Origin of the sequence: Nocardiopsis camelliae (assembly GCF_028993595.1) — a bacterium.
Classification (GTDB): Bacteria; Actinomycetota; Actinomycetes; order Streptosporangiales; family Streptosporangiaceae; genus Nocardiopsis; species Nocardiopsis dassonvillei.
Genome location: NZ_CP118614.1, coordinates 936,644 through 961,820 on the forward strand (window position 1 = coordinate 936,644; position 25,177 = coordinate 961,820).

General features: G+C 73.3%; 22 protein-coding genes. 12 read left to right on the forward strand and 10 right to left on the reverse strand.

Going from position 1 to position 25,177, the window contains the following annotated elements; all coding sequences use genetic code 11:
- Positions 1-24: 24 nt before the first annotated feature.
- The gene (locus PV789_RS04435) at positions 25-786 is read left to right on the forward strand and encodes an isoprenyl transferase (RefSeq protein WP_013151159.1); all 762 of its coding nucleotides are present in this window, start codon (positions 25-27) and stop codon (positions 784-786) included.
- A gap of 258 nt (positions 787-1,044) precedes the next feature.
- The gene (gene phoH2 / locus PV789_RS04440) at positions 1,045-2,391 is read left to right on the forward strand and encodes an RNA 5'-3' helicase PhoH2 (RefSeq protein ID WP_475467403.1); all 1,347 of its coding nucleotides are present in this window, start codon (positions 1,045-1,047) and stop codon (positions 2,389-2,391) included.
- Between the two features lie 214 nt (positions 2,392-2,605).
- Here the strand turns inward: phoH2 and PV789_RS04445 are convergent, their stop codons facing one another.
- The gene (locus tag PV789_RS04445) at positions 2,606-6,046 is read right to left on the reverse strand and encodes an SCO7613 C-terminal domain-containing membrane protein (protein WP_274976254.1); all 3,441 of its coding nucleotides are present in this window, start codon (positions 6,044-6,046) and stop codon (positions 2,606-2,608) included.
- A 415-nt stretch (positions 6,047-6,461) separates the two neighbouring features.
- Here PV789_RS04445 and PV789_RS04450 point away from each other — a divergent pair, with 415 nt between their 5' ends.
- Together PV789_RS04450 and PV789_RS04455 are read left to right on the forward strand one after the other, a co-directional pair.
- Positions 6,462-7,181 (forward strand): aggregation-promoting factor C-terminal-like domain-containing protein, encoded by a 720-nt coding sequence (locus PV789_RS04450; protein WP_274976255.1) that lies wholly within the window; start codon positions 6,462-6,464, stop codon positions 7,179-7,181.
- Positions 7,182-7,239: 58 nt separating this feature from the next.
- Complete coding sequence (locus tag PV789_RS04455) at positions 7,240-7,875, forward strand: aggregation-promoting factor C-terminal-like domain-containing protein (protein ID WP_274978044.1); 636 nt, start codon at positions 7,240-7,242, stop codon at positions 7,873-7,875.
- 122 nt (positions 7,876-7,997) lie between these two features.
- Here PV789_RS04455 and PV789_RS04460 read toward each other — a convergent pair whose 3' ends face one another.
- The 5 genes from PV789_RS04460 to PV789_RS04480 all read right to left on the reverse strand — a co-directional run bounded on the left by PV789_RS04460 (position 7,998) and on the right by PV789_RS04480 (position 13,439).
- Positions 7,998-10,034, reverse strand: coding sequence for a serine/threonine-protein kinase (locus PV789_RS04460; RefSeq protein ID WP_274976256.1), 2,037 nt, complete (start codon positions 10,032-10,034; stop codon positions 7,998-8,000).
- A gap of 215 nt (positions 10,035-10,249) precedes the next feature.
- Positions 10,250-11,638, reverse strand: a complete 1,389-nt coding sequence (locus tag PV789_RS04465) for a class II fumarate hydratase (RefSeq protein ID WP_274976257.1) — start codon at positions 11,636-11,638, stop codon at positions 10,250-10,252.
- 158 nt (positions 11,639-11,796) lie between these two features.
- Positions 11,797-12,387 (reverse strand): DUF1707 SHOCT-like domain-containing protein, encoded by a 591-nt coding sequence (locus PV789_RS04470; RefSeq protein ID WP_274978045.1) that lies wholly within the window; start codon positions 12,385-12,387, stop codon positions 11,797-11,799.
- 243 nt (positions 12,388-12,630) lie between these two features.
- Entirely contained in the window at positions 12,631-13,059 is a 429-nt protein-coding gene (locus PV789_RS04475; RefSeq protein WP_274976258.1) for an RNHCP domain-containing protein, read from the reverse strand.
- Positions 13,056-13,439, reverse strand: coding sequence for an RNHCP domain-containing protein (locus PV789_RS04480; RefSeq protein WP_274976259.1), 384 nt, complete (start codon positions 13,437-13,439; stop codon positions 13,056-13,058). Before PV789_RS04480 ends, PV789_RS04475 begins: the two co-directional genes overlap by 4 nt.
- A 431-nt stretch (positions 13,440-13,870) precedes the next feature.
- Between PV789_RS04480 and PV789_RS04485 the strand changes: the two genes are divergently transcribed.
- Both PV789_RS04485 and PV789_RS04490 read left to right on the forward strand, forming a co-directional pair.
- Positions 13,871-14,797 carry an ABC transporter ATP-binding protein gene (locus tag PV789_RS04485; protein ID WP_274978046.1) on the forward strand — a complete coding sequence of 309 codons (927 nt, stop codon included), beginning with the start codon at positions 13,871-13,873 and terminating at the stop codon, positions 14,795-14,797.
- The gene (locus PV789_RS04490; protein WP_274976260.1) at positions 14,794-15,621 is read left to right on the forward strand and encodes an ABC transporter permease; all 828 of its coding nucleotides are present in this window, start codon (positions 14,794-14,796) and stop codon (positions 15,619-15,621) included. Before PV789_RS04485 ends, PV789_RS04490 begins: the two co-directional genes overlap by 4 nt.
- A 136-nt stretch (positions 15,622-15,757) precedes the next feature.
- Here PV789_RS04490 and PV789_RS04495 read toward each other — a convergent pair whose 3' ends face one another.
- On the reverse strand, positions 15,758-17,419 hold the full coding sequence (locus PV789_RS04495; RefSeq protein ID WP_274976261.1) for a hypothetical protein: 1,662 nt from the start codon (positions 17,417-17,419) through the stop codon (positions 15,758-15,760).
- Between the two features lie 199 nt (positions 17,420-17,618).
- Entirely contained in the window at positions 17,619-18,659 is a 1,041-nt protein-coding gene (glpX, locus tag PV789_RS04500) for a class II fructose-bisphosphatase (RefSeq protein WP_248773422.1), read from the reverse strand.
- A 154-nt stretch (positions 18,660-18,813) separates the two neighbouring features.
- On the opposite strand from glpX, the gene PV789_RS04505 reads away from it, so the two are divergent.
- The gene (locus PV789_RS04505; protein WP_274978047.1) at positions 18,814-19,413 is read left to right on the forward strand and encodes a TetR/AcrR family transcriptional regulator; all 600 of its coding nucleotides are present in this window, start codon (positions 18,814-18,816) and stop codon (positions 19,411-19,413) included.
- Positions 19,414-19,463: 50 nt separating this feature from the next.
- The gene (locus PV789_RS04510; RefSeq protein ID WP_274976262.1) at positions 19,464-20,018 is read left to right on the forward strand and encodes a DUF4245 domain-containing protein; all 555 of its coding nucleotides are present in this window, start codon (positions 19,464-19,466) and stop codon (positions 20,016-20,018) included.
- A gap of 128 nt (positions 20,019-20,146) precedes the next feature.
- Here the strand turns inward: PV789_RS04510 and PV789_RS04515 are convergent, their stop codons facing one another.
- On the reverse strand, positions 20,147-21,118 hold the full coding sequence (locus tag PV789_RS04515) for a 4-hydroxy-3-methylbut-2-enyl diphosphate reductase (protein WP_302475386.1): 972 nt from the start codon (positions 21,116-21,118) through the stop codon (positions 20,147-20,149).
- 296 nt (positions 21,119-21,414) lie between these two features.
- Between PV789_RS04515 and PV789_RS04520 the strand changes: the two genes are divergently transcribed.
- From PV789_RS04520 to PV789_RS04535, 4 genes are all read left to right on the forward strand, one after another.
- Complete coding sequence (locus PV789_RS04520; protein WP_274976263.1) at positions 21,415-22,305, forward strand: DUF8129 domain-containing protein; 891 nt, start codon at positions 21,415-21,417, stop codon at positions 22,303-22,305.
- A 136-nt stretch (positions 22,306-22,441) separates the two neighbouring features.
- Entirely contained in the window at positions 22,442-22,954 is a 513-nt protein-coding gene (locus tag PV789_RS04525; protein ID WP_274976264.1) for a DUF3060 domain-containing protein, read from the forward strand.
- Positions 22,955-23,080: 126 nt separating this feature from the next.
- Positions 23,081-24,313: an exodeoxyribonuclease VII large subunit gene (gene xseA / locus PV789_RS04530; protein ID WP_274976265.1), complete on the forward strand. Its 1,233-nt coding sequence runs from the start codon at positions 23,081-23,083 to the stop codon at positions 24,311-24,313.
- 3 nt (positions 24,314-24,316) lie between these two features.
- Positions 24,317-24,583 carry an exodeoxyribonuclease VII small subunit gene (locus tag PV789_RS04535; protein WP_013151185.1) on the forward strand — a complete coding sequence of 89 codons (267 nt, stop codon included), beginning with the start codon at positions 24,317-24,319 and terminating at the stop codon, positions 24,581-24,583.
- Between the two features lie 36 nt (positions 24,584-24,619).
- Here the strand turns inward: PV789_RS04535 and PV789_RS04540 are convergent, their stop codons facing one another.
- The gene (locus PV789_RS04540) at positions 24,620-25,159 is read right to left on the reverse strand and encodes a DUF6542 domain-containing protein (protein WP_274976266.1); all 540 of its coding nucleotides are present in this window, start codon (positions 25,157-25,159) and stop codon (positions 24,620-24,622) included.
- Between the last annotated feature and the right edge of the window lie 18 nt (positions 25,160-25,177).

Below are 25,177 nucleotides of genomic sequence, written 5' to 3' on the forward strand. Positions count from 1 at the left end.
ATCCAGCTCTGAGAGGTTTCGCCAATGGGGCTTCGTGACCCCCTGTACTGGCTCTACGAGCGGCGCCTGGAGCGTCGGCTGACCAGTCAGGAGATCCCCCGCCACGTCGGTGTCGCCATGGACGGCAACCGCCGCTGGGCCAAGGTGAGCGGGCTCGGCGCGGCCGAGCAGGGCCACCAGGCGGGCGCGAACAAGATCTTCGAACTGCTGCGCTGGTGCGACGAGGTCGGCGTGCAGGTGGTCACACTCTGGATGCTGTCCACCGACAACCTCAGCCGGGACGAGTCCGAGCTGGGCCCGCTGGTGCGCATCATCGAGCAGACCATCGCCCGGCTTCGCGAGGAGGGGTGGAACACGCGCCCCGTGGGGGCCCTCGACATCCTGCCCGCGTCCACCGCCCAGGCTCTCAAGGAGGCGGAGACGGCCACATCCGGTAACCCCGGGCTGGTTGTCAACGTCGCCGTCGGGTATGGAGGTAGACGTGAGATCGCTGATGCGGTTCGGTCCCTCCTCCAAGCGGAGGCGGCCAAGGGCACCGGTATCCAGGAGCTTGCCGAGCGCCTGGACATCGAGGACATCGCACGGCATCTCTACACGCGCGGTCAGCCCGACCCCGACCTGCTCATCCGCACGTCGGGGGAGCAGCGCCTGTCCGGCTTCATGCTGTGGCAGAGCGTGCACTCGGAGTTCTACTTCTGCGAGGTCTACTGGCCTGCCTTCCGCAGGGTGGACTTCCTGCGTGCACTGCGCTCGTACGGCGCGCGCAACCGCCGCTACGGATCCTGATCCCCCCGAACCCGACCCCTTAACGCGGAGTTCACCGCGCGGAGGGAGAGGTCCCTTGGAAACGGGAGCACGGACGCGTAGCGTCGGAAGTAGCGGGTGGCGTTCGTCCACCCGTTCGGGAGGCCCCGTCTCATTGATCTCCTCCGCCATCGCGGAACGTCAACGAGGAGGGCCGGACCCGGCCCTCGCGGGCCAGGTCCCGGTCCTCCATGATCCCGTGACAGTAGGGCGCCCCAGCGGTGCCCAAGGGGAGAACGAGTGGCTAGTTCCTCGACCGATCGCCGTGACACCCAGTCCCCCGACCCCCGTACGGAGGTAGGCCAGGACGCACGCGTCTACGTGCTCGACACCAGTGTCCTGCTCGCCGACCCGGCCGCCCTGAGCCGGTTCGCCGAGCACGAGGTCGTCATCCCCGTGGTGGTGATCACCGAACTGGAGAGCAAGCGTCACCACCCCGAGCTCGGGTACTTCGCTCGTCACGCGCTGCGCCGCCTGGACGACCTCCGGGTCGCCCACGGCCGTCTGGACGTCCCGGTACCGGTGAACGACCTCGGCGGCACGCTGCGGGTGGAACTCAACCACAGCGATCCGCGGATCCTGCCGGCGGGCTTCCGGCTCGGCGACAACGACACCCGGATCCTCACGGTGGCCCGCAACCTCCAGGAGGAGGGCGGGGACGTCGTGCTGGTGAGCAAGGACCTTCCGATGCGGATCAAGGCGTCCTCCATCGGGCTGGCCGCCGACGAGTACCGGGCCGAACTGGCCATCGAGCACGGCTGGACGGGCATGGCCGAGCTGGACGTGCCCGCGCACCAGATCGGCGAGCTGTTCACCAGCGGCGAGAGCGACATCGAGGCGGCCCGGGACCTCCCCTGCCACACCGGACTGGTGCTGGTCTCCGAGCGGGGCAAGGCGCTCGGCCGGGTCCAGCCCGACAAGTCGGTGAGGCTGGTGCGCGGCGACCGCGACGTGTTCGGTCTGCACGGCCGCAGCGCCGAGCAGCGCGTCGCCCTGGACCTGCTCACCGACCCCGACGTGGGCATCGTCTCCCTGGGCGGGCGCGCGGGCACCGGCAAGTCGGCGCTGGCGCTGTGCGCCGGTCTGGAGGCCGTTCTGGAGCGCCGCCAGCACCGCAAGGTGATGGTGTTCCGGCCGCTGTACGCGGTCGGCGGCCAGGAGCTGGGCTACCTGCCCGGGACCGAGAACGACAAGATGACCCCGTGGGGCCAGGCGGTGCACGACACCCTGTCCGCGGTGACCAGCGAGGAGGTCATCGAGGAGATCGTGGACCGGGGGATGCTGGAGGTCCTCCCGCTCACCCACATCCGCGGCCGGTCGCTGCACGACGCGTTCGTGATCGTGGACGAGGCCCAGTCCCTGGAGCGCAACGTCCTGCTCACCGTGCTCTCCCGCCTCGGCCAGAACTCGCGGGTGGTGCTCACCCACGACATCGCCCAGCGCGACAACCTGCGCGTGGGCCGCCACGACGGTGTGGTCGCGGTGATCGAGAAGCTCAAGGGCCACCCCCTGTTCGCGCACGTCACCCTGACCCGGTCCGAGCGGTCGCCGATCGCCGCCCTGGTCACGGAGATGCTGGAGAACTGACGCGGTACCGCGGCGGGCCCGTCGGTGTGACGGGCCCGCCGCCCCGTGGCGGCGGGCCGCCGCACGGCCACCGGACGCCCGGCGCAGGGTGCGCCGGACGCTCCACACCGGCCCCGCCGCCCTAGCCGGGGCCGGGGCCCCTCTCCGACGCACCACCCGGGACGCGCTGTGCCCCGGGCCGTCGGCCCGCGTTCCACGGGCGCGGTCGGGTCTCTCAGCGCATCCCCGCCACCAGGCGGCCCAGGCGCCTCAGCCGTTCCAGGCTCGCCTCGTAGCGGGCGCCGATCACCAGCAGCAGCACACCCGCCACGGCGAACGGCACCCAGTTCGGCACCAGGCGGGTCAGGTCCCACAGGGGCGGCCCGAACGCTCTCAGCGAGGTCGCCACCAGCACCAGCCCGCCCGTCACCAGGGCCGCCTGGAGCCGTCCGCGCAGCCCCCACACGGTCACCGCGAGGCCCAGCACGAGCACGGCGGGCACCCGCCACACCATGCCGTCCTCCGCCAGCACCAGCACGACGGTGGGCAGGAACAGCAGTGCCAGGCCCCCGCCGTGGGCGGCCCAGCTCGACGGCGGTACGGCCGCCCTGCGGCTCCACTCCCAGCCCACGGCCAGCGCCGCGAGGGCGGGCGGCACCGTGTACGCCTCGGGCACGGCCACGTCCCACGCCGAGAGCACCGTCCACAGCGCCGCCAGCATCAGCAGCGCGCCCACCGGCGCGAACCAGCGCCGCCCGGGCCGTGCGGCGGTCGCCAGCGCGACGACCCCGACCACCGCCAGCGCCAGCGCGACCAGTTCCGGCCGCGCCCCCGCCGCCGCGGTGACGCCCAGTGAGACCGCCGCCCACACCCAGGCGGGGACCTCCGTCGCCGGTAGCAGCGGTCCGCGCAGGCGCGGCGCGGCCACGGCCACCGCGGCGACCATCGCGATCGGCGCCAGCGCCGCGTACTCCACCGGAGCCCCCAGCAGCAGGGGCAGCGCCAGCGCGAACCCGCCCGTCGCCGCCGTCGCCACCGCCGTGGCGCCGACCGCCGTGACGGCGGTCCGGGCCAGGGCCGCGACCACCGCGGCGACCACCGCGACCCCCATCAGGGCGCCCGTGGTCGCGTGCGCCTGGACCAGCGCCCAGCCCGCGCCGAGCAGCAGGGTGAGGAGGGCGGTCAGCCCCGCCAGCCGGCCGAGCCGCCCGCTGCGGGTCAGCGCCGACCACAGTGCCAGGGCCGAACCCACCGCGAACACCCACAGCAGGGCGCCGAGGAACGGCGCGTCCAGGACCAGGGGCAGCCCGACGAGCGAGGGCGGCGCGGCGAGAACCGCCGCGGCCGCCGTCCGCCCTCGGTCGAGCAGGGCGACCAGGGCCACCGCCGCCGCACCGGCCAGCAGCATCCCGGCCGCCGTGCCGAAGGCCTCCATCGGGCCCGCCACGCCGTGCAGCCCCAGAACGGTGTGGGCCGGGTCGCCCAGCGCCCGCACGGGCGCCGTCCACGGCCCGTACGCGCCGGACAGCAGCGGCAGGCCGGGGCCGTGCCCGCGCCCGACCAGCAGCGGGGCGGATGCGAGCAGGAGCAGGCCGACCGCGGTGAAGACCGGCCGGGGGTCGCCCCCGGCACCGTGCGCGGACGGGAGGGAAGTCCGACCGAGCACCACCGCGTTCGCCCCGGCCAGCAGCGCGCAGGCGGCCAGCAGCCACCACGCCGCAGGCGGCACGGTGTCCGAGATCACGAGGCCGAGCCCGAAGAACGCGCCGGTCAGCAGCGCCAGCGCCCACAGGAGCAGGCCCGTCGCGTAGAGCGCCGCGGGGCGGCCGGATCGGGCGTACAGGAGCAGCGCGACCAGGACGGTCGCTTCCACGAACACGAGGGCGGCCAGGGAGGTGTACTGGTCCGGAAGAGACCACAGGCCACCGGTGAGCAGGGTCAGGGTTCCGGTGAGCGCGGGCACCCAGGAGCCGGGCCGACGCGGCGCCGGGGCCGTGGCCAGGACCAGCGCGGCGCCGACCAGGAGGGCGCACACCACCGCCGCCGCGTGCGGCGGGTCCAGCAGGTGCACGGCCGTCAGCAGCGCCGGAGGAGCGGTCAGGGCGGCGGCGGGCACCAGCGCCCGGCGGCGCAGCAGGAACACCGCGCCCAGGGAGAGCGCGGCGCAGACGAGCACGGCGAGCAGCGGGAGCCCGGCGTCCGCGGGGGCCGTCGTCGGCAGACCCAGCACGCTGGACACCGGTGCGGTCGCGGGGCCGCCGTCCCACGGGAGCAGGGGCGCCCGGGGCAGCGCGGGCAGGTGCGCGGGCCCGGCGGCCAGCGGGGCCGCCCCCAGGACCAGCAGGGCGATGACCGCCGGGACCCGGGAGGCTCCCGCGCCGTCCGTGCCGCCCGTCGCCGCAGGGCCGCCCGGGCCGCCCACCGGACCGGGACCCGCCGGGACCCGGCGCAGCGGGTTCCGGGCCAGCAGCAGACCGGTCACGCCCGACAGCAGCAGGACGGCGGCCACGAACCACCAGGCTCCGACGCGGTCGGCGCCCGCGGCGGAGGCGGCGAGGGCGAACGCCGTGTACAGCAGCGCCAGGACCGTGGTCAGCCCCCACAGCACGGTCGCGCTGACCCGGAGGGCGCGCACGGGGACGCCCGCGCGGGGCCGTCCGAACCAGAGCGCCAGGAGCAGGTCGGCGAGCCCGGTCGCGGCCAGGACGGGCAGCGCCCAGGACCAGAGGCCGGGGGAGTCGGACGCCGCCACCAGCAGGACGGGCACCGGTTGCAGGAGCAGGACGGCCAGGACGCGCGGCGTCCGCAGCGGCACGAGCAGCGGATAGGACGCCAGCAGTGCGCCGATGACGACCAGCGCGACCGCGGTGTAGGCGGAACCGCTCCCGATCTGCTCCGACGCCAGCAGCCACAGCGCGAGGGCGTCGACGCACAGCAGCGCGGCGGCCAGGCAGCCGAAGGTCTCCGCGGTCGCCCTGAGACCGCGCCGGTGCAGCGGCAGGGCCAGGACGGCGAAGGCGGCCGTGGTGAGGCCGAGGACCCCGGCGCGGGCGCCGGTGCCCATGTCGCTCCACGTCCAGATGGCGAAGACCAGGGCCGCGATGCCGACGAGCACGCCGCCCAGCCCGAGGACGACGTTCTGCGCCGAGCGGCGGGTGACCTCCCCGGGCGGCCCGGACGCAAGCCGTGGGGACTGCGGCTGCCCAGTCGGTACCCGCCCGGCCGGGGCCTGTGCGTAGGGGTTCTGCCCGACCGGCGCCTGCGAGCCGGACACCGCCCCGGCCGGGGACCGCCCGTGCGCGTGGGCTGCCTGCCCGCCGGGGGGCACGACACCGGGCGGGACGGCCGGTTCCGGCGCGTGACCGGAAGCCCGCCCCGGAACCCGCGGCGGCTCCCCGTCCGCGGAGCCGGGAACGGGCCGAGCCGGGGGCGCGCCCCGGCCCGACTCCTCGCGCAGCAGTGCCACGACGGCGGCGCGCTCCTCGCGCAGGTGCCGCTCGCGGCTGTTGAGCAGCGCGATCTCGGTGTCGATGTGCCACAGGCGCTGGGCGGTGGCGCCGACGAGCAGGAGCCCGCACCGCCGGCAGTTCCGGGGCGGCGCGTGGAGCGGGGCGCGGCAGTCCGGGCACCTGAGCCGTGGGCCCGCGGGGGACGGCGGGGATCCGTGGACGTTCATGGCGCCATCCTGGCCCCCGCGGCCGCCCGCGCACATCCGTACGGGTACTCAGGAACACCGTTCCCGGTGACCTCCGTCTCGCTTCGGGATGTGCGGAGACCCCCGCCACAGCCCCGGGAGGGCTTGACCTCTCCTTGACTCTGCGTGTCGACATGCAGGTCAAAGCACCGCATCGCGGATGCATTCCGTGATGTGATCCAAGACATAGTAAATCTGGCGTTACTTCATCGTGACGATGATGCAGGCTGAACCCGCTGCACGAACATCCCCTCCCACGTGGGAACCCGCGCCGCGGTCGGTCGAACGGCTACCCCTTCCCTCGCGCGCAACACCCCGGGCCACGTGGTCAGCGGCGGCGAACTCTCACACACGCGGACCCCGTGGGGCGCGTGTGCGTCTACGCGAAAGGGCGATTTTGCTACTCAACCTCATCTCACTGCGACATGCGGGCGCCGTCGGCGCCGCGACCCTCGTCGCCGGCGGCACCTTCTCGGTCGCCGCGTTCGCCCAGAGCGACGCGGCCGACCCGAGCCAGCTAGCCTCCGCCGCGGTGGTCCCCGACCAGCAGTCGGCGGCGGGCGGCGACGGCGGGTCCGACCGGCCCGAGGACTTCTTCGCCGCGCAGACCGAGCAGAGCGACCAGGAGCGCCAGACCCAGCGCGAGGAGAGCATGGAGCAGGCCAGGGCGGCCGTCGACGAGGCCGTCCGCGCCGACAGCGGGACGGCCAGCGACATCGCCGAGCCCGAGCCCGAACCCGAGGAGGAGCCCGAGGCCGACACCTCCGGCGGTTCCGACTCCTCCGGCGGCGGGTCCGCCGGATCGGCCTCCTCCGGCGACCCCAAGGGCATCGCGCTCCAGATGGTCCTGGACGAGGGCTGGGCCGCCAGCGAGTTCCACGACTGCCTGGAGCCGCTGTGGGAGAAGGAGAGCAACTGGAACCACACGGCCGAGAACCCCAGTTCGGGCGCCTACGGCATCCCGCAGTCGCTGCCGGGCGACAAGATGGCCTCCCACGGATCGGACTGGCGGACCAACCCGGCCACGCAGATCGCCTGGGGCATCGACTACATCAAGGACCGCTACGGAAACCCCTGCGGCGCCTGGTCCCACTCCCAGGCCAACAACTGGTATTAATAGGGCTTTCCCTGCCAATAACCCCCTCTTGGAAAAGGCAATCGTGCTAATCAACCGAATGTCGCTGCGCAGTACGGCGGCGGTCGGTGCGGCGACCCTCGTCGCGGGTGCGACCTTCGCCGTCACCGCGTTCGCGGATGACGAGATCGATCCGGACACTGTGGCCAGCGCCGCCATTCCGGAGGCCGAGGAACCCGCCGCCGACACCGAAGCCGGGGAGGAGCAGTTCTTCTCCGAGCAGTTGTCCCAGGAAGAACTCCAGACCCGGCGCAGCCAGGCTCAGGAGCAGCGTGACGCGGCCCTCACCGAAGGGGTCCTGACGGCCCAGGTCGAGGGAAGCGACATCGAGGAGGAGGAAGAAGAGGAAGAGGAGGAGACTCCCGTCTTCACCGGCGACCCCAAGGGCATCGCCCTCCAGATGGTCACCGACCAGGGCTGGGCCGCCAGCGAGTTCCACGACTGCCTCGAGCCCCTGTGGCAGAAGGAGAGCAACTGGAACCCCAGCGCGCAGAACCCCAGTTCGGGCGCCTACGGCATCCCGCAGTCCCTGCCGGGCGACAAGATGGCCACCCACGGCGACGACTGGCAGACCAACCCGGCCACGCAGATCGCCTGGGGCATCGACTACATCAAGGGCCGCTACGGCACTCCCTGTGAGGCCTGGGCCCACTCCCAGTCCGTCGGCTGGTACTGATTCCGCCGCGGCGCCCCCTGACGGCGGGTGCCGCCTCCGGCGCACACGCGAGGGGCGGGGGCCGTTCCCTTCCGGAACGGCCCCCGTCGTGTCGGGCCCGCCGCGGTCGGCGGGCGGCGCGCTCACAGCAGTGGGTCGAACGACTCCATGACGTCCTCGGGCAGGTCGTCGTAGTAGTCGGCGTCCTCGCGCGGAACGTTCACGCTGACCAGGTAGAACACCCGGTCGCCCTCGTGCTCGGTGCTGACCGCGTAGGCCCAGAAGCGCCGTTCCTGACTCGCCCAGGTCTCGTTGACGAAGTCCGACTCCACCAGGGCGACGTCCCAGCCCTCCTCGAAGTCGCCGTCGTCGAACTCCTCCAGCTCCAGCTGCGTGTAGCCGGTGGTGACGTCACCCTCGACCCGGGTCCCGCCGTTGGTGTCCTCCAGGTACTCGGCGCTCGTCCCGGTGAACTCCTGCTCGGTCCACCCGGTCACCCACACCTGGTGGTCGCCGCCCGGCGCGACGAACACCGCCAGCGTGTTCTCGATCTCGCTGTCGTCCACCTGCCACCCGGCCGGGTGGTCCACGTGGAACCACTGCGACCGGAAGGTCTCCAGCTCGTCGTAGGACGGCGGCTCCCCGTCCTCGTCCCCGCTCCCGGTCGTGCCGCCCTCGCCCCGGCCCTCACCGCCGCTGCCGCTGCCGACACCGCCCTCGTCCCCGCCGACGGAGGCGGAGGGCTCCGCCGGGGGCCTCGCGCCCTCGGACGCCGACAGCGACTCGGAGGCGCCGCCCTCGACCTCGGCTCCGGCGAACAGGGTGGCGCCGACCACGGCCACACCGCCGATCAGCGCCAGGACCACCACCGCGGCGCCCACGCCGACGAGGAGCCTGGTGTTCCCTGACCCCGAGCCCGGACGCGCGCCGCCGTGTCCGCCCGAGTGGAGCGCGGCACCGGGACCCCCGGGTCCGCCCGGGCCGCGTCCCATACCGCCGTGTCCGCCTCCCGCGGAGTGCGGCGGCCGGTGCTGGTGGGCCGTGCGGTGCCCGTGCGCGAAGGGCGTCGCGGGCGTCACCGGGTCGGCCGGTCCGCCCCGCGGCGGGCGCGGCCCCGTCACCGGGCCCTGCGGCAGCGGGGTCCGCGTGTGGGGGTAACCGCCCAGCGGCCCCGTGCCGGGGCGGCCGCCGCTCGGCGCGTGGTGGGGGCTCTGCGGACCGCTGACCCCGGGGGCCGCGTGCGGGCCGCTGCCGAAGGCCGGGGCGCCGCCTCCGGACGCCCCCGCGGCTCCCGCCGCGCCGAACGCCCCCGCGCCCGCCACTCCGAAGCCGCCGCTGTCGTCACCGCCCGCGTTCGGCCCGCCGCGCCCGCGCAGCAGCGCCAGCGCCCCGTCCACGTCCAGCCTGCGGTCCGGGTCGCGCTCCAGCAGGCCGGAGATGAGCGGCTCCAGCCATCCGGCGCGCGTCATCGGCGGCAGCGGCGCGGACATCACCGCCGCGATCGCCGCGGTGATGCTGTCGCGGCGGAACGGGGAGGCGCCCTCGACCGCCGCGAACAGGGTCACGCCGATGCTCCACAGGTCGCCCCGGTGCTCGGCCGGCCCGCCCGCCAGCCGCTCGGGCGGCATGTACTCGGGTGAGCCGATCAGCGCGCCGGTGCGGGTGATGCTCGGCCCGCCCTCCACCGTCGCGATGCCGAAGTCGGTGAGGATGACCCGGCCGTCCAGGGACGTCATGATGTTGCCCGGCTTGATGTCGCGGTGCAGGACCCCGGCCGCGTTCGCGGCCCGCACGGCGCGCAGCAGCGACTCGGCGATCTCCGCGACCTCGTCCGGGGGCAGGGCGCCCCGCTCGTTGAGCCGGTCCTGGAGGGAGCCGCCCTCTACCAGCTCCATGACCACCCACGGGTTGCCGTCGTACTCGAAGACGTCGTGGATGGTGATCACCGTGGGGTGGCTGATCCGCGCGGCGGAGCGCGCCTCGCGCCGGACCCGGCCGTGGGCGTCCGCGCGCTCGGCGTCGGTGAAGTGGTCGGGAAGCAGTACCTGCTTGATCGCCACGTCGCGGTCCAGCGTCGGGTCGAAGGCCTGCCAGACCACCCCCATACCGCCGCGGCCGAGTTCACGGCGCAGGACGTAGCGGTCCGCGACGACGCGTTCACTGTCGCTGTTGCTCGACATGTACTGCCCTCTCGAAGGCGGGCTTCCAAGGTGCTCGTTCAAGAATGTCGGACGCCTCCCGCGCCCGGAAGGTTCCTGGTCCGGCCCTTCACGGCCGAGTGAGGCACAACCGGGACCCGTGGCACCGTGCGCCCCGCCCGGCGCACGACCGCCCGGCCCGGCACACGGAAGGGGCACCCCGCACGCGGGGCGCCCCGTGGCGGAACGGGTCCGGACTACTGGGAGTTGGTCATCCGCAGCACGTCGAGGGCCTCGTCCAGCTGCGCCTCGGTGAGCTTGCCGTCCCGGACGTAGCCGCGCTCGATGACCACCTCGCGGATGGTCTTCTTCTCCTTCAGCGACTGCTTGGCGACCTTGGAGGCCTCCTCGTAGCCGATGTAGCGGTTGAGCGGGGTCACGATCGACGGCGAGGACTCGGCGTAGACGCGGCACTGCTCGGCGTTGGCCTCGATGCCGGACACGCAGCGGTCCGCGAACACGCGCGAGACGTTGGAGAGCAGGCGGACGGACTCCAGCACGTTGCGGGCGATCATCGGCAGCTGCACGTTCAGCTCGAAGTTGCCGCTCGCGCCGCCGAAGGCCACCGCGGCGTCGTTGCCGACGACCTGCGAGGTCACCTGGAGCACGGCCTCGCACAGGACCGGGTTGACCTTGCCCGGCATGATCGAGGAGCCGGGCTGGAGGTCGGGCAGGAGGATCTCGCCCAGGCCCGTGGTCGGGCCCGAGCCCATCCAGCGGATGTCGTTGGCGATCTTGGCGAAGCCGACCGCGATGGTCCGCAGCTGGCCGGACAGCTCGACCAGGCCGTCGCGGGCGCCCTGCGCCTCGAAGTGGTCGCGGGCCTCGGTCAGCGGCAGGCCGGTGTGCTCGGCGATCTCGGCGATGACCCGGGCGGAGAAGCCCTCGGGGGTGTTGATGCCGGTGCCCACGGCGGTGCCGCCCAGCGGCAGCTCGGCCACGCGCGGCAGGACGGCCTCCAGGCGCTCCACGCCGTAGCGCACCTGGGCGGCGTACCCGGCGAACTCCTGGCCCAGGGTGACCGGGGTGGCGTCCATGAGGTGGGTGCGGCCGCTCTTGACCACGGAGGCGAACTCGGTGGCCTTGGCGCCGAGCGCCTCCTCCAGGTGCCTCAGCGCCGGGACCAGGTCGTTCTGGACGGCGGAGGTGGCGGCGATGTGGATGGAGGAGGGGAACACGTCGTTGGAGGACTGCGACGCGTTGACGTGGTCGTTGGGGTGTACGGGGGCCCCGAGGCGCTCGGTGGCCAGCGTCGCCACGACCTCGTTGGTGTTCATGTTGCTGGAGGTGCCCGAGCCGGTCTGGAAGACGTCGATCGGGAACTCGTCGTTCCACCTGCCCTCGGCGACCTCCAGGGCGGCCTCCCGGATCGCCTTGCCCAGGTCGTCGCTGATGACGCCGAGCTCGGCGTTGACCTTGGCCGCGGCGGCCTTGATCTGGCCGAGGGCGGCGATGTGCGCGCCCTCCAGGCCCTGGCCGGAGATCGGGAAGTTCTCGACGGCACGCTGCGTCTGGGCCCTCCACTTGGCCTCGGCCGGAACCCTGACCTCACCCATCGAGTCGTGCTCGATACGGAACTCGCTCATTGCAACCCAACTCTCCCTGGGAAAACCTGTGAGCCCCAGATTGCCAGACGCACCGGAGCACACCGCCACCTCACCCGGGGTTGGCGGTGTTGCACGCGTCATGTTGACACCGACGCCGCCCTCCGCGACCGGTCGGCGGTCCTCGCAGGTCGGCGCGGTCAGGCCCCGATGCCGCGCCGGCGATCGCGGCGGCGCCAACCCAGGAGGCGGCGCCTCCTCGGGGCGCGCACGCGCACCACGCCGAACAGGGAGAACCCGTCGATCTCCAGCACCGGGGGATGGGACAGCTCGGAGCGGCGCGCGGTGGTGGTGCGCCTGCCCAGGAACGACCAGCCGGTCAGCCGCACCTCGACGCCCTCGGGGACGTCGATCTCCACGCGGCCCAGGACGGCGGTCACGGTCATGCGGTGGTGGTTGTGCATCAGGAGCGCCTCGCGCATGTCCACCTCGACCCTGCCGACCAGCGCCACGGCCAGCTCGTCGGGATAGGCCACCCAGCGGCCCCTGCGCTCCGCCCTGCCGAACAGGCCCAGGACGGGCTGGCGGTCCAGGCGGATGGGCTGCTGCTCCGCGGGGAGGAGGTCGGCGGTGATCCCGGGCAGCTCGCCCAGGGTCCGGGCCTCGTGCGCGAGGGAGGAGCGCTCCTCGAACTCCTCCAGGTCCAGACGGCCGTCGGCGGCGGCCTCGCGCAGGACCCGCAGGACACGTTCGCGGTCGGTGTTGGAGGCGCGGAGCCGATCGGGGGACACTTCCTCACTCACACCGCCCAGACTAGGCGAAACCCCGGGCCGGCCGCCCGTCCGGGGAGTCTCGCGCGTCGGCGCGTCCGGGTGCGCCCCGCGTCCGCCCGGGGCCACGGGAGGACTCGGGCCGGGGGCGCCGCGTCCCGGCCCGGCCGGAAGGCACGGCGGACCGGGCCCGGGCGGGGCGGAAAGCCCTCAGGCCTTCGCCCGCCCGCCGTCACAGGTCCATCAGGGCCGCCCCGCCCGCCGTCACAGGTCCATCAGCGCCCGCCTGGCGACCGCGTCGGAGGAGGCGGCCAGCGGCCGGACCGCCACCCTGACCAGTGCGCGGGCGTTGTCGTCGCCCGCCACGCGGTTGGAGCCGAGCTCACCGCACCGCACGCAGCGGTGGACGATCATCCACTCCCCGTCCGGTCGCGCCGCCATGCTCAGCGCGTCCATCGCGCCCCGGCAGCCGGACGCGCGGTCGCCGGGGATCCGCAGGTCCACGTGCAGGCTGGTCAGGCAGTGCGGACAGTGGTTGCGGTGTGCCGTCCCCGGCGCGCGGGCCGGGATCTCCAGACGGCACCGCACACAGCGGAACGAACCCGTGCCGCCCGCCTCGCCGTGGGCGTGCAGCACGGTCTTGGGGCGCTGGGGACGCCTGGTGACACGGGTGTTGCGTCGGCCCACGCTCACACCTCCCCGAACAGGTCGAGCGGGAAGGGCGGTTCGGCCAGCGGCCGGACCGCGATCCGCATGAGGACGAGGTGGTTGTCGTCCGGTGAGACGGCGCTCTCGGACATCTCGTCGCACACGCCGCAGCGGTGGATGAGCGTCCAGGAGCCGCCGCGCGGTACCGCGACCGAGATCGGGGCCATGCGCCCGCCGCAGTCGGAGGCGCCGCCCCCGGCCCGGTCCAGGACGTGGCGTGAGCTCAGGCAGCTCGGGCAGTGGTCGCGCGGTTCCCCGGCGGGACCGAGACGGGACACGGACAGGCCGCAGCGCACGCAGGCGAAGGCGCCGGTGCGCGTGGCGGAGCGGTGGCCGGAGCGGCCGGAGGAATCGTTGGTGGACACCCGGAGGTACTCCTTGCTGGAAAAGGGTGGTGAACAGCAGGGAGCAGGCCGAGCGCTTCTCGACGGAAGGGGGCGTGGCCGCCTCAGGCACCCGGGGCCCGGGTACGGCGGTGGCACGCGTGACTGTGAGGCGCGCTCGGCGCGTTCCGGGTCATACTCACCCTTCTCCGTCCGGAGTCGTCCTCCGGATTCTCGTTCCTACGGGTCCGGAGGACGATCGTAGGCGGGCGCCCCGGCCGGGACAACGGGTTTTTCCGCCGGTCGGACCGCCCCGCGGGGCCCGCACGGCCCGCCGCGTCGCGGCCGCGCACGGCGCGGCGGGAGTGTTTCCACAGCCGGAGAAACCCGCTGGAAATCCCCCGCCCACGCTGTCTACGGTTGTGTTCATGACCACACCTGTCCCCGGTCGCCGTCCGTCCGGGAGCGCGACCATGGACGCCGGTGACACACCGTCCGTCCCCGCCCTGCGACTCCGGGGCGTCGTCAAGCGCTTCGGTTCGCTCACCGCCGTCGACGGGCTCGACCTGGAGGTGCCGCAGGGCGTCGTCCTGGGCCTGCTCGGGCCCAACGGCGCGGGCAAGTCGACCACCATGAAGATGCTCACCGCCCAGTCCCTCGCCGACGAGGGCGAGATCCGCGTCCTCGGCCACGCCATCCCCGACGAGTCCAAGTGGGCCCGGGCCCGCATGGGCGTCGTGCCCCAGCACGACAACCTCGACGAGGAGCTCACCGTCGAGCAGAACCTGCGGATGTTCTCCTACCTGTACCGGGTCCCGCGCCGCCGACGCCGCGAGGCCGTCGCCCGGACCATGCGGCTGGCCCAGCTCGCCGACCGGGGCGCGACCCTCGTCGACGACCTGTCCGGGGGCATGCGCCGCCGCCTGCTCATCGTCCGCGCCCTGCTGCACCGGCCCGAACTCGTCCTCATGGACGAGCCCACCGTGGGCCTGGACCCGCAGGTGCGCCAGGACCTGTGGAGCGTCATCTCCGCGCTGCGCGCCGAGGGCGTCACCGTGCTGATGTCCACCCACTACATCGAGGAGGCCGAACGCCTCTCCGACGAGGTGGCGCTCATGGCCGCGGGCAGGATCGTCGAGCGCGGCGCCCCCACCGACCTCGTCGCCCGGTACGCGGGGACCACCGTGGAGGAGTACACCCCGGGTGAGGAGGGCGTCGACGGACTCGAACGCCTCGTCCACGGCCACGGTTTCACCACCCGGCGCACCGGCACCACCGTGTCGGTCCTGCGCGCCGAGGAGCTGCCCGACTCCCTGCGCGACCGGCTGGGCGCGCCGCTGCGCCGGGTGAGCACCCTGGAGGACGTCTTCGTGGCCCTGACCGGAGAGAGTGTGGAATGACGGACCAGACGCGGCAGGCCCGGGATGACGCCCGGCCCGAGATCCACGCCCGCCCCGGCCGGCTGGAGGCCGACGCGGTGATGGGCGTCGTCGCCCGCGAGTGGATCCTGTACGGCCAGTCCTGGCGGGCGACCACCTTCGCGGCGGTGGTCGAGCCCACCCTCTACCTGCTCTGCTTCGGCTTCGGCATGGGCGCCCTCATCGGCACCCTCGCCGGGTACAGCTACATCGACTTCCTCGGCACGGGCATCGTGGCGGTGTCGGTGCTGTTCCAGTCGATGATGCCCGGGGTCATCAACACCTTCATCAAGAGACGCTTCCTGCACACCTACGAGGGCATCCTCGCCGCCCCCGTGGACGTGCGCGAACTCGTCACCGGCGAGGCGCTGTGGCTGGCGATGCGCTCGGGCGTGTACGGGTGCGTCCCGCTGCTCGTCGCGGTCGGGTTCGGGCTGCGCCCCGGCCCCGGTCTGCTGCTCGTGCCGCTCATCGCCTTCCTGTCCGGGTTCGCCTTCGCCCTCTTCGGGATCTGGATCTCCGCCCTGATCAACTCGGTGCGGTCCATGGACTACGTGTTCAGCGGCCTGTTCACCCCGCTGTTCCTGGTGGCGGGCACGTTCTTCCCGCTCACCGAGCTGCCCGACTGGGTGCGGAACGCGGCCATGGCCAACCCGCTCTACCACTCGGTCGAGCTGATCCGCGGGGTGGTCTTCGGCAACCTCGGGGCCGGACCGGCGCTGTTCCACCTCGGAGTGCTGCTGGTGTTCGTGGTCCTCATGTGGTTCCTGGCGTGCGCCCGGATGAGACGCCGGGTGGTCGGCTGAAGCCTCCCGCACGCGCGGACGGCGCGGGTCCGTTCCCTCGTGGAACACCGACCACGCGGCGGAAGCCCCCGCACGCGCGGACGGCGCGGGGGGAGCACCCTCCCCCGCGCCGTCCGCGCAACGTCACCCCGTGCGGCTACTCGCCGCCGCTGGGCGACCAGCGCAGCTCCACGCTGCTGCGCTGCCCCTCCTCGGTGACGCTCAGCGCCAGGCCCACGGCGCCCCACTGACCGGGGGCCTCGACCTCACTCTCGGTCAGCACTTGGCGCAGGTCCATGTACCCGGCCATCACCGCCGAGTCCATCTCCTGCATGGTCTGCTGGAAGACCGGGTCGTCGCCCAGGCGCCCGGTGGCGCTGCTGCCCCGGGACACCACCACGGCGTCGCCGTCGGTGCTCACACCCGGCGGGGTGCTGTAGGAGTCGACGACCGCGCTCTCGACGAAGTCGCTCAGGATCTGCTCGTCACCGCCCACCGCGCGGTACTGGAAGGACGCCTCCCCTCCGCCGCCGTACGCGGACCCGAAGAAGCCCTCCAGGTTCATGTCGGTGACACCGAACGCGGTCGAGGAGCCCAGCAGCTGGGTGAACCCCTCCGGCAGAGGGGCGCCCATCGAATTGAACTGGCGCTCCATCTCCTGCATCTGGCCGCTGCTCGTCATGAACGGGATCGAGTCGCTCTCGTAGGCGTCGGTCAGCGCCGTGTCCAGACCGCTGGCGCCCAAGGCCATGACCGTGCTCTCGGGCAGCGACTCCATCGCCGCCACGCTCGCCCCCGGCGTCTCGGCCAGCCACGCCAGGTCGGTGCCGTCCACCGCGAGGTCGAAGACGTCCGTGCGCGCCTCCAGGTACTCGCCGTCCACCCGCAGGGACGCGGTCATCCGGCCGCTCAGCTCACCGGTCTCGGCGGCCAGGTCGGCCTCGAACTCCCGGGCGAACTCCTCGACCTCCATCAGGCTCGCGAGGTCCGCCCACCCCGCGGCCAGACTGCCGCTGGGCAGGTCGTCCATGTCACCGGAGAAGGTGTCGGCGTCGGCCAGGGTGCCGTGCTCGTCCACCTGCGCGTGCAGGTCGGCCAGCGCCGCGTCGGAGGTGGTGAGTAGCGCGAAGTCGTCGATCACCTCGAAGTAGAGGTCGTCGTACTCGCCGCCGAGCCGCTCCAGGTTCTCCTGGGCGAGCCGCTCGTCCTCCACCGCGAGCGCGAACGCCCCGGCCACACCGGCGCCCTCGCCCAGCTCGGCCTCACCGCTGGCGGGCCACATCGCGAAGCCCACCCGCTGGCCGATCCACTCCTCGACCTCGGCCTGCTGGGCCTCGGGGAAGGCGGCCACGAAACCCTCGGCGACCAGCCCCGTCATGTCGCCGTCGGGCTCGTCCATCTCGGCGGTGACCTCGTCGGGGAGGCGCTCCACGAACCGCAGCAGCTCCATGGCCTGGGAGCCGTCGATGGACAGGTCGATCTTGCCGAACGCGAGCGCGCTGCCCGGGAGCACGTCCTCGGGCTGGGGGCCGCCGAAGCTGACCAGCGAGACGGTGGCCCACACCGTGCCGCCCATGAGGAGGAGCGCGGTGCCCGCGGCGGCCGGGATCAGCCAGCGCCTGTTGCGGCCGCCGCCGGAGGGCGGCACCTGTCCGCCGGAGTACTGGCCCCCGGGGAAGGGGCCCGCGGGCGGCGGACCGCCGGGCGCGCCGCCGCCGAAGCCCGCGGGGGGCTGGCCGGGAGCCTGGGGCGGAGGGTAGCCCTGCCCGGGCTGCTGGTGCTGCCACTGGGGCTGCTGTGGGGGATCGGGGTAGGACATCAAACCTCCGGCGGGGAATTCTCGGCGCGTGCACCGCGCAACCAACGCCGGGTCTGATGCCGCGTCGACCCGGTGTGGTTCGCGTCCCGCGCCTTTTTCGGTCGGCCGGTGGGGAAGGGGCCCGGTGTCCCGTACCGGCCGGGACGGGACACCGGGGTGGAGCTCTCCGCGGAGGTCTTCCGGTGGGGGCGTGACGGTCCTAGGCCGACTCGGGCTCCTCGCCCCGGTAGGGGGCCGAGGTCAGGTCGACACCGCTGTAGGAGGCCAGCTTGCCCAGGCGGTGCTCGCTGAGCACCTGGCGGACGGTGCCGCTGCGGCCGCGCATGACCAGGGAGTCGGTGACGACCCGAGCGGACTCGTAGCGGACGCCGCCGACCAGCTCCCCGTCGGTGATGCCGGTCGCGGCGAAGAACACGTCGTCGGACGAGACCAGGTCGTCGGTGCGCAGCACGCGGTCCAAGTCGTGCCCGGCGTCGAGCGCCTTGCGGCGCTCCTCCTCGTCCTTGGGCCACAGGCGGCCCTGGATGACGCCGTCCAGGCACTTCATCGCGCACGCGGTGATGATGCCCTCGGGGGTGCCGCCGATACCCAGCAGCAGGTCCACGCCGGTCCCCGCACGGGCCGCCATGATCGCTCCGGCCACGTCGCCGTCGCTGATGAACTTGATCCGGGCGCCCGCGTCGCGCACGTCCTGCACGATCTGCTTGTGGCGGGGGCGGTCCAGGATGACGACGGTCACGTCCTGCGGCGACTTGCCCTTGGCGCGGGCCACGGCCCGGACGTTGTCGGCCACGGGAGCGGCGATGTCCACCACGTCGGCGGCCTCGGGGCCCGTGGCGAGCTTCTCCATGTAGAACACCGCGGAGGGGTCGAACATGGTGTTGCGCGGACTCATCGCGATCACCGACACGGCGTTGGGCATGCCCATGGCGGTCAGGGTGGTGCCGTCGATCGGGTCGACCGCAACGTCCCAGTCCTGGCCGCCGCCGTCGCCGACCCGTTCGCCGTTGTAGAGCATGGGGGCGTTGTCCTTCTCGCCCTCGCCGATCACCACGGTCCCGTTCATGGACACGGTGCTGATCATGTGCCGCATGCCGCGCACCGCGGCGCCGTCCGCCCCGATCTTGTCGCCCTTGCCCACCCAGCGGGCCGCGGCGAGCGCCGCGGTCTCGGTGACGCGCACCAGCTCCAGCGCGAGGTTGCGATCCGGGGCCTTGTGCGGGCTGCTGGACTGCGACATGGACACACCTTCCGTCGGGAGAACAGGTCGGGGGCAGGTCTTAGGGTAGTCACCCGAAGTGACACCCGCGGGGTCACGGGTACCCCTCGGGGCGGTCCCGGGCGGACGGGGACGGACTACTCTGGCGTGACCCGGACTGGAGTGAGGCGTGACAGTGGACAAGACGGACAAGCCCGCGAGGGTCTCCACGCGCGGCGCGGCCACCCGCGGCGCCCTGCTCAAGGCGGCCTCCCAGGTCTTTCGCACGGTGGGCTTCGCCAAGGCCGGTGTGAGCGAGGTCGTCGCCGTGGCCGGGGCCAGCGTCGGCAGCCTGTACCACCACTTCAGCGGCAAGGCCGACCTCTACCTCGCCCTGTACGAGGAGTTCCAGCAGCGCCAGCAGGACCGTACCCACCAGGCGGTCGTGCGGGCCCGGTCCGAGGGGGAGAAGGACCCCACGCGGCTGATGAACATCGCCGCCCGCGCCTACCTGCTCGGGTGCATCGAGGAGAGGGAGACCACACGGCTGTTCTTCAGCGGTGACGGTCCTCCCGGCTTCGACTACCAGCTGCGGGCCCGGCTCACCCAGTGGACCGATCGCAACGTGGCGCTGTTCCGCAAGGCCGACGAGCCCGTGGACGAGGCCCTGCTCATCGTCGTGAGCGGCGCGATGCTGCTGGCGGTGGCCGAGGTGGTCCAGCGCGAGGACGCCGAGGCCCGCCGGCTCGCCGACGACATCACCGGCCTGCTCACCCAGCTCGAACCCCGGCGCTAAGCGCACCCCGGGTCGGCGGGGCCCCGGACCTGGGGCAAGCTGGAGACGTCATGAGTGAGTACAGCCGGTCCAGCGCGACCTTCAAGAACTACGCCATCTCCCTCGGGATCATCGTCGGCATCGTCCTGATCATGGCGTTCGTGGTCTCCACGCGCTCGGGCGAGAGCATTCCGTCGGTGGAGTACCGGCCGGACGCCGACGTCCTGCGCGACGCGGCGGACTACCCGGTGACGGTGCCCTCCGCCGACCTGGAGCAGGAGGGGTGGACGCCCACCAGCTCCACGGTGGACGTGTCCGGACCGGTTCAGTGGAGCGTGGGCTTCGCCACCGCCGAGGACAGCCACGCCATGTTGACCCAGAGTGACGCCGACCCCGCCGCCGTCCTCGCGGAGAGGGTCCCGGGCGCCGAGCAGGTCGGTACGGTCCAGGTCGACGGCCGCGAGTGGGAGCACCACGAGGCCCAGGACGAGAACGCCCTGGTCCTGCGCGAGGAGGGCGTGACCCTGGTCGTGTCCGGCCCCGCCGGTATGGACGAGCTGGCCCTCCTGGCCGAGGGCCTGGAGACCGACGCCGACGGCGGCGAGACGTCCGCGGACGGCGCCTGAGCGGGGAACGCGGGTTCCGGCCGCCTCCGGTCGCGTCCGCCCCCGCACGGCGGGGCGCCCGGTCGGAGAACCGACCGGGCGCCTCTTGTACCAGCTGTGTGCGCCCCCGGTGTGCGGGAGCCCGCGCGCTACTCGGCGCGCAGGTCGCGGCGCAGTTCCTTGGGCAGCGAGAAGGTCAGCGTCTCGTCGGCGGTGGTCACCGGGGTGACCGTGCCGTAGCCGTGCCCGGCCAGCTTGTCGAGCAGCTCGCGCACCAGGATGTCCGGCACGGAGGCACCGCTGGTCACGCCGACCGTGGTCACGCCCTCCAGCCAGGAGTCGTCCATCAGCGAGGCGTTGTCGATCAGGTGGGCGGCGTCGGCGCCCGCGTCCAGGGCCACCTCCACCAGGCGGACCGAGTTCGACGAGTTGTCGGAGCCGACCACGATGACCAGCTCGCACTCGGGCGCCATCGCCTTGACCGCGTCCTGGCGGTTGGAGGTGGCGTAGCAGATGTCGTCGCTGGGCGGGTCGAGCAGGTTCGGGAACCGCTCGCGCAGGGCGTCCACCGTCTGGGTGGTCTCGTCCACCGACAGGGTCGTCTGGGAGAGCCACGACACGTTGTCCGGGTTGCGCACCTGGACCTTGTGCACCTCGTCCGGGCTCTCGACGATCTGGATGTGCTCGGGTGCCTCACCGCTGGTGCCCTCGACCTCCTCGTGGCCGATGTGGCCGATGAGGATGATGTCCCGGTCCTCGGCCGCGAAGCGCTTGGCCTCCTTGTGGACCTTGGTGACGAGCGGGCAGGTGGCGTCGATCGTCTTGAGGCTGCGCCTGTGCGCCTCCTCGTGCACGACCGGGGAGACGCCGTGCGCGGAGAAGACCACGATGGCCCCCTCGGGCACCTCCTCGGTCTCCTCGACGAAGATCGCGCCGCGCTCCTCCAGGGTGCGCACCACGTGGGTGTTGTGCACGATCTGCTTGCGCACGTAGATCGGCGCGCCGTACTGCTCCAGGGCCTTCTCGACGGTGATGACAGCGCGGTCGACACCGGCGCAGTAGCCCCGGGGATTGGCGAGGAGCACACGGCGTTGGTTCGTGGCAGTCGTCATCGCAGTCATGTGTTACATCCTAGGTGGCTTGGGCGGCGTGCGACCCGGGTGTGGGAGAGGGCACTGAACAGGCCGCTTCGACGCGCGACCGGTGCCAAGGTGACGGTATCGCAACGGGGCGCATCCGGTTGCGCCTCGAAGTGGCGAAATCGTTCACTTCTCCCCTGCTCATGGTGTTCATCCCTCCTCTATCCTGGTTCACCATCACACGCATTACAGGCGGTTCGCCCTCACCTCGGCCCTGCCGGTCGGCTGTTCGCGCGCCGCTCACCCCACTCGCCGAGACCACCAGGAGCCCCCGTCCTATGTCGAACCCGACGCTCGCCACGAAGCTGGTCGCCCTGGTCAAGGGCATCTTCGGGCGCAAGGAAACGGCGGCCGCGCCCGAGCCCGCGGCCCAGGAGTCGACCGGGACCCCCCAGTCCCCCGCCCCCGCGGCCGCGGAGTCCGAGGACGTGACCGCGCGCGGTACGGACCAGGCCGAGCCGTCCGCGGAGAAGAGCACCGAGGCCGGGGCGCCCGAGGCGGAGAGCGCCGACGAGCCGCAGGCCGCGCCGAAGACCGAGGAGCCCGCCGAGGCCGTCGAGGAGAAGAAGGCCGAGGCCGCCGAGCCCGCCGCGGAGCGGGAGCCCGCGAAGGCGGAGGCCGGGGAGCCCGCGACCGCCGCCCCGGAGAAGGCCGCCGCCCAGGACGGGCCCGCTGAGCCCGCCGCCCCGGAGCAGCCCGCGGCGAAGAAGAAGTCCGCGGCGAAGAAGAAGCCCGCCGCCGAGAAGAGGCCCGCGAAGGACTCGGCCGCCCCCGAGGCCCCGGCGACCGCTGAGCCCGCCGAGCCGGTCGTGGCCGAGGAGGCCGGAAGCGGCCGGGAGGAGCGGACCGGGTCCGTCACCCCCGCCACCGCGGACGTCCCCGAGCAGGGCGCCGCCATCGCGGAGGAGATCGCCGCAGCCGAGGCGCACACCAAGGTCAGCAGCGACGAGATCCTCGAACGGGTGCGCAAGGGGGCCGCCCCCTCCCTGGAGGACCTCGCCGTGCCCACCTACGACGAACTCACCCTGCCCTCGGTCCGTGCCCGCCTGCGCAAGCTCACCATCGAGCAGGTCCGCGACCTGCGCGCCTACGAGGTCGCCCACCAGAGCCGCCCCGAGTTCATCAAGATGTACGACAACCGCATCGCCAAGCTGGAGGCCGAGGCCTGACGCGCGCGGACCGCCGGGGCGGGAGCGCCGGCTGCTCCGCCGACGGCCGCGTCCGCGGGGCACGGGAACCGCGGGGCGGTACGGGACGTCATAGGGAGTGACCACACCGGCGCCTCCCGTCCGAAGGGACACCAACATGCGTTCCGCTGCCCCCGCCGCCGCGCTCCTCGCGGCCACCGCGTTCTGGCTGACCGGATGTTCGGTCGGCATCCCCGGGACCGACCAGGAGGTCTCCGTGGACCCCGACGGCGTGTCCGTCGGCAGTGAGGACGGAGAGGTCTCCGTGGACTCCAACGGCGACGTCTCGGTCGGCAACCGGGACGGCGACGTCACCCTCGACGAGGGCGGCGGCATCTCCGTGGACAGCGAGACCGGCGACCTCACCATCGCCACGGTCGAGGGCAGCGTCACCGAGGAGTGCGACGGCCAGAACGTCAACGTGAACGCCAGCGGGGCCGAGGTCGTCCTCAACGGCCAGTGCGGCGAGGTCTCCATCCTGGGCAACGAGCTGACGGTGCACATCGGCAGCGCCGACTCCATCCGCGTGACCGGCGCCGACAACACCGTCCACCACGCCGAGGGCGAGCCCTCCGTCACCGACATCGGCCTCAACAACACCGTCTCCGCCGGCGGAGACGCGACCGCCTGACCGCCTCCCCGCGCAGCCGGCGCCCACCCGGTCCCGCCGTGCCGGGCCCGGTCGCCCGGCCGCCCGGCCCCCGCGCCTGGCGGGCCTGCCCCGAACTGTCCGCGCCCTGGCCTAGGCTCGGTTGGCATGGGCATGGACAGTTCCGCCGAGGCGCCGCAACCGGTACGCGTCGTCCTCAACGCCGTCGGCCAGTGGATCGGCCGCCTGGGCCGCATCTGGGTCGAGGGCCAGATCGCCGAGCTGAACCGGCGCGGCCGCATGGCCTACATCACGCTGCGCGACCCCGTCGCCAACGTGTCGGTGCGCGTGGTCTGCCAGACCTCGGTCCTGGACGCGCAGAGCCCGCCCCCCGAACCCGGTGCGCGCGTGGTCGTGCACGCCAAGCCCGACTTCTACGAGGTCCGCGGCACCTTCTCACTGCGCGCCCTGGAGATCCGCCACGTCGGCCTGGGCGAGCTGCTGGCCCGGCTCGAACAGCTGCGCCGCACCCTGACCGCCGAGGGGCTCTTCGACGCCGTGCGCAAGCGCCCCCTGCCCTTCCTGCCCAACACGGTCGGGCTCATCTGCGGACGCGACTCCGCCGCCGAGCGCGACGTGCTGGAGAACGGGCGCCGCCGCTGGCCCGCCGTGCGCTTCGAGGTGCGCCCGGTCGCCGTCCAGGGGGACCGGGCCGTGCGCGAGGTGATGGAGGCGCTGAAGGACCTGGACTCGCACCCCGACGTCGACGTCATCGTCATCGCCCGGGGCGGCGGTTCCCTGGAGGACCTGCTGCCCTTCTCCGACGAGGCCCTCGTGCGCGCCGTCGCCTCCGCGGGCACCCCCGTGGTGAGCGCGATCGGCCACGAACAGGACGCCCCGCTGCTCGACCACGTCGCCGACGTGCGCGCCTCCACCCCCACCGACGCGGCCAAGAGGACGGTGCCCGACGTCGGTGAGCAGTTGGAGATCATCCGCCAGCTCCGCGACCGGGGCCGCCGGGTGCTCCGGGGCGGCGTGGAGCGCGAACTCGCCTGGCTGGAGGGCATGCGCTCGCGTCCGGTGCTCGCCAGCCCGGTGCGCGAGGTCGACCGGCTCGCCGAGCAGGTCGCGGACCTGCGCGACCGGGCCCGCCGGAGCCTGACCGTGTCGCTGGACCGGTCCGCCGACGGCCTCGGCCACACCCGTGCGCGCCTGCACGCCCTGTCCCCGGCGACCACGCTCGCGCGTGGTTACGCGATCGTGCAGCGCGAGGACGGGTCGGTGGTGCGCTCGGCCCGGGAACCGGACGCGGGGGAGGCCCTGCGCGTACGGTTCGCCGAGGACAGCCTGACCGCGACCGTGGAGTCAGTCCACACCGAAGACACCTCCGAGGAGGGGTAGGAGATGGCAGCCAAGGGCGCCAAGACCCGTGAAGAGGGCACCGCCGAGCCCGAGCTCAGCTACGAGGAGAGCCGGGAGGAGCTCAACAACGTCGTCCGGCAGCTGGAGTCGGGCGGACTCAGCCTGAAGGACTCGCTGGCGCTGTGGGAGCGCGGCGAGGAACTGGCCCGGGTGTGCGAGCAGTGGCTGGAGGGGGCCCGCGCCAAGCTGGCCGCCGCCATGGACGAGCGCCGGGGGGACGAGCCGGGGGACGGCGACACGCCCTTCTGAGGCCCGGGGCCGCGCCCGTCGGCCCGCGTCCCGCGGCTACCTGCGGCCGTTGAGCTGGTCGCCCAGATCGCGGATGTTGCCGGGCAGGCCCCGGAACACCCCGATCACCAGGACCAGCGCCGTGCCCAGGAACAGCCAGGGGGCGACCTCGGCCAGCCGTGACGCCAGCCCCAGGAGCAGCACCCGGGCGAACCCCTCGCTGCCCAGGGCCAGCACGCTCTCCGCGGCGACCACGGCGACGAAGAACGCGATGGGCGGGCTGACCGACAGCGACAGCAGGTCGCTGGGCCGGACCAGGAGGGCGCCGAGCACGCAGGCGAGGGTGAAGGCCACGCCCGGGGCCGCGGGGGTGCCCGCCCAGTGCGCGATCATGGCCCCGGCGAAGCTGAACGCGACGATGGCCAGCACGCCGCCGCGTCCGGTCAGGCGGGGCGGGGTTCCGGGGGAGTTCTCCTTCGGCCTCGGCACCGGACGCTCCCTCTTCCTGGCACGCGGCACGTCCCTGACGCGGCCGTCGGGCCGCACGAAGTACGGCGCGCGCCCGCGTTCGGGGCCGTCCGCCTTCCGCGGGGGCATAGCCGTCCGCCTCCCCAG